We start from the raw sequence: 4,453 nt of genomic DNA on the forward strand, positions 1-4,453 counted from the left end.
GTCCGGGAGTCGCCGCTCCCGGACGGCACCGGCCTCGCCGCGTCCGGCGGCGTTCACCGGTCGGTCCGCCCTCGCCGGCGCGGGTGCGGGCCGACTTCGCTCGACGCGGTCCGTTCATATGACGATGCGTCAACAGGCTTGGCGCTGGCCCGGGTCGAGGCCTTCATGGTCGGTCGCACCCGGTGCAGGGGGCGCGCGACGGGTGTCGAGCGCGGTGGTCGGACCGTTCGTGTGGGCCGCCGGGATGACCTCCCCAGCGTGCCGGACCGACCCGGATGGTGGAGACGGCATAGTCGTCCCGTCGCCCAATGGCGTGTCCACTCCGTCATCCAGAGTCCTGTGCACACCCTGGAGAGTCCTCGATGCCCAAAGTCAGATGTCGCCGGGGCCTGGCCCCGGCCTTCGGGGTGCGGGGCAGTACCGTCCCGGCTCGTCCGTCGAACCGTGCCGCGTCGAAGCGGCGCGGCTGGTCCGGAGTGCTGGCAGCGGTGCTGACGCTGGCCCCGCTGTCGCTCGTCCCGCTGATGGCCGCCCCCGCCGCGCACGCCGCCCAGGCCTGCCCGCCCGACCCGGGGTACACCGACTGCCTCGCCTTCACCCACACCGGTGGCGGCCAGGACTTCACCGTTCCCCCCGGCGTCACCTCCGTCCGGGCGAAGGCCTGGGGCGCGGGCGCGGCCGCCGAAGCCGACAGCCCCGCGGCAACGGCCGGCGCCGACCACCGGAGGCGACCGGGTGCCGCCGGCGCCTTCGCGACGGCTCTGCTGGACGTGACGCCGGGGCAGCGGCTGACGGTGGTGCCCGGCCAGGGCGGGCGGGCGCACTCCGAGGACCCGAGCTCCCCGGCGGCCCGTACGGCCCTCGGCGGCGGCGCCTCCAGCGTCCTGGCCGACGAGCCGCACGCCTCGGCCCGCACCTTGCTGGCGGCCGACGGCGGCACCTCCCCGAGCACGGGCGGCACGGCCGTCGGCTCCGGGGGCGGCGACGTTCCGGCGGGCCTGGCGTCGCACCTGACCGAGCGCCAGTACGTCGCCGGGGCGGGCTTCGACGGCTTCGCTCACCCCGCCGCCTCGGTGAAGCCCGGCGACCGCGACGGCCTAGATGGACGTGACGGCGGCAACGGCCTCGTGGTGCTGGAGTGGCAGGCCCCGGACGCCGCCTCGGCGAAGGCCGCCCCCGTCCAGGGCAACGCCTCGCAGGCCCCGTCCGCCTCGCCGTCCGCCGTGAGCGCCCCCGAGCCCCTGTCGGCCCCAGCGTCCGCGCCGTCCGCTGAGAGCGTCCCCCCGTCGGGCACGGCCCCGGCCGGCCAGGCGCCCCGGGCACCCGGCCCCCCCTTGGACTGCAGCGGCAACACGATCTACGCCGTCCAGCGCGGCTCCTCGGGCGCCGGTACGGGCACCCTGCTGGCCCTGGCCTCCGGCACCGTCGGCGGCGCCAACGTGACCGCCACGACGGTGAGCACGCTCCCCGCCGGGTCCGGCTTCACGAACGCCCTCGGCATCACGGACGGCGGCACCGCCGCCTACGTGGTCGACCAGACGCCGGCCGTCAGCGGGTCCGTGAACGTGTACGGCTACAACGCGGCCACCGGCGCCTGGACCGTCTACACCGGATCCGCCGGTCCCACCAGCGACTCCTTCGTCGCCGGCGCGGTGAACCCGGTCAACGGCATCTACTACTACGCCAGCTTCGAGCCCGGTACCGCGACCACGCCCGGCGTGGCCACCCTCTACGGGTTCAACACCACCACCAACACCGCGATCCCCGGCGTGATCGGCACGTTCGACCTGCCGGTCACCGGCACCTCCGGCCCCAACGGCGACATCACCTTCGACGCGGGCGGCAACCTCTACATCCTCTCCTCCGTCGGGACCGACGCCGCCATCGGCCGGGTCTCCGCACCGATCCCCACCACGGGGTCGGCCACCGGTGTGCCGCTGACCAGCACGACGCTGAGCACCCTGGACAACCCGACGGACAGGTCCTTCAACGGGGCGGCCTTCGACAACGTCGGCAACCTCTACATCGAGTTCACCTCGGGGACCACCACCTATCTGGAGCGGCTCAACCCGAACACCGGCGCGGTCACGGCCGGTCCCACGCCGTACACCAACAACGCCTTCCTCTCCGTGGACCTCGGCGCCTGCTCCACCAACCCGACCCTGACCCTGCAGAAGGACATCGTCGGCCGGTTCGCCGAGTCGACCACGTCCAACGACCAGTTCACCCTGGAGATCACCGGCGGTGGCATCACCCAGGGCAACACCGCCACCACGACCGGCACCAGCACGGGCGTCCAGTCGCCCCCGGCCGGCCCGGTCATCGCGCTGTCCGGCACCACCTACACCCTCACCGAGACGGCGGCCTCCGGAAGCCTCTCCGACTACACCACCACCTACGACTGCGTCGACACGGCCAACGGCAACGCCCCGATCACCTCGGGCAGCGGGGTGACCACCTTCAACCTGCCGTTCCCGGCGACGGTGGAGGACAAGAACAGCCCGATGGTGCTCTGCACCTTCACGAACACCCCGGTCCCGGCGACTCCCGCGCTCACCATCGCGAAGTCGGCGTCACCGACGACGGTTTCGGCGGTCGGGCAGGTCGTGGACTACAGCTTCCTGGTGACGAACACCGGGAACGTGACGCTGACGGACGTGACGGTGAACGAGACGGCGTTCTCCGGTTCCGGGGGGCCGCTTGTGGCGGCCTGTCCGCCGGGTGCGGCATCGCTCGCTCCTGGTGCGTCGGTCACCTGCATGGCCAGCTACACGGTCACCCAGGCGGACATCGACCGAGGGAAGGTCACCAACACGGCGACGGCGACGGGTACTCCGCCGTCCGGCCCGCCGGTCACCTCCCCGCCGTCCAACGCAACCGTCACGGCCACGCCCACACCGGCGCTCACCATCGTCAAGTCGGTCGACGCGACGGATCTGACGGCGGCGGGCCAGGTGCTGCACTACATGTACCTGGTGACGAACACCGGGAATGTGACGCTGGCGAACGTCACGGTGAACGAGACGGCGTTCTCCGGTTCCGGGACGCCGCCGGTGGTGACCTGCCCGCCTGCTGCGGCCTCGCTCGCCCCCGGTGCGTCGGTCACCTGCACGGCCAGCTACACGGTCACCCAGGCGGACATCGACCGAGGGAAGATCACCAACACGGCGACCGCGACGGGCACTCCGCCGTCCGGCCCGCCGGTCACCTCCCCGCCGTCCTCGACCAGCGTCCCGAACACCCCCGAGCCGGCGCTCACGATCGTGAAGTCGGCGTCGCCGACGACGGTTTCGGCGGTCGGGCAGGTCGTGGACTACAGCTTCCTGGTGACGAACACCGGGAACGTGACGCTGACGAACGTCACGGTGAACGAGACGGCGTTCTCCGGTTCCGGGACGCCGCCGGTGGTGACCTGCCCGCCTGCTGCGGCCTCGCTCGCTCCTGGCACGTCGGTCACCTGCACGGCCAGCTACACGGTCACCCAGAGCGACCTACGGAGCGGGAAGATCACCGACACGGCGACGGCGACGGGCACGCCGCCGTCCGGCCCGCCGGTCACCTCCCCGCCGTCCACCGTGACCGTCACGGTCACGCCCGCACCGGCGCTCACCGTCGTCAAGTCGGTGGACGCGACGGCGCTGACCGGGGTGGGCCAGGTGCTGCACTACGCGTACCTGGTGACGAACACCGGGAACGTGACGCTGACGAACGTGACGGTGAACGAGACGGCGTTCTCTGGCTCAGGGGCGCCGCCGGTGGTGACCTGCCCGCCGGGTGCGGCCTCGCTCGCTCCCGGGGCGTCGGTGACCTGCACGGCCGAGTACACGGTGACGCAGGCGGACCTCAACGCGGGCAGCATCACCAACACCGCGACGGCGACCGGTACTCCGCCGTCCGGCCCGCCGGTCACCTCCCCGCCGTCCTCGACCACCGTCCCGAACACCCCTGAGCCGGCGCTCACGATCGCGAAGTCGGCGTCCCCGACGACGGTTTCGGCGGTGGGACAGACGGTCGACTACGCGTACCTGGTGACGAACACCGGGAACGTGACGCTGACGGACGTGACGGTGAACGAGACGGCGTTCTCGGGCGCCGGGACGCCGCCGGTGGTGACCTGCCCGGCGGGTGCGGCCTCGCTCGCCCCCGGTGTGTCGGTCACCTGCACGGCCGCCTACACGGTCACCCAGGCGGACATCGACCGAGGGAAGGTCACCAACACCGCGACGGCGACCGGTACGCCGCCGTCCGGCCCGCCGGTCACCTCCCCGCCGTCCACCACCACGGTGACCACGAAGGAGGCGCACGGGCCGCACCTGCCGAACACCGGCGCCGACACCCGGCTCGCCTGGCTGGCCGGGAGCCTCCTGCTCCTGGGCGGCGGTCTGACGCTCGCGACACGCCGCACCCGTCGTCGCGGCTAGCACGACAGCCTGACCGGCGGTGGTCCCCGGAG

The 4,453-nt window shown here is 72.9% G+C and carries 1 protein-coding gene; it reads left to right on the forward strand.

Features of this window, described 5'->3' with window-relative positions; all coding sequences use genetic code 11:
- Positions 1–362: 362 nt before the first annotated feature.
- Entirely contained in the window at positions 363–4,421 is a 4,059-nt protein-coding gene (locus tag ACFU7Z_RS36790) for a hypothetical protein (protein ID WP_380782416.1), read from the forward strand.
- Positions 4,422–4,453 lie beyond the last annotated feature (32 nt).

This window comes from Kitasatospora sp. NPDC057518, from assembly GCF_042802075.1.
Lineage (GTDB): Bacteria > Actinomycetota > Actinomycetes > Streptomycetales > Streptomycetaceae > Kitasatospora.